The sequence below is a fragment of the Bradyrhizobium uaiense genome (genome assembly GCF_010811875.1).
In the GTDB taxonomy this organism is placed as follows: Bacteria; Pseudomonadota; Alphaproteobacteria; order Rhizobiales; family Xanthobacteraceae; genus Bradyrhizobium; species Bradyrhizobium uaiense.
Window position 1 is genome coordinate 1 of the sequence record NZ_VKHP01000839.1, and the last position, 246, is coordinate 246.

1 protein-coding gene is annotated in these 246 nt (G+C 62.2%); it reads right to left on the bottom strand.

Going from position 1 to position 246, the window contains the following annotated elements; all coding sequences use genetic code 11:
- The coding region (locus FNJ47_RS47705) for an ABC transporter substrate-binding protein (protein ID WP_236000627.1) at nt 1-246 on the bottom strand (246 nt) is incomplete at both ends.

Consider the following 246-nt stretch of genomic DNA (forward strand, 5'->3'; position numbering starts at 1 on the left):
CGAGATTCCAGATCACGGCATCGGCGTTGAAGTCGCTACCGTCGTGGAATTTCACGTTCCTGCGCAGGGTGAAGCGCCACTTGGTCTTGTCGGTGTCGTCGACCTTCCATTCAGTTGCAAGGCCCGGGATCAGCGCGCTCGCCTTGTCCGACGACGACAGGTCCCACATCGTCAGCGCGTCGTACATCGTAAGCCCGGTGAAGCGGTTGCCCTCAAAACCCTGGTCGGGCTGGCCGAGCGTGCGCG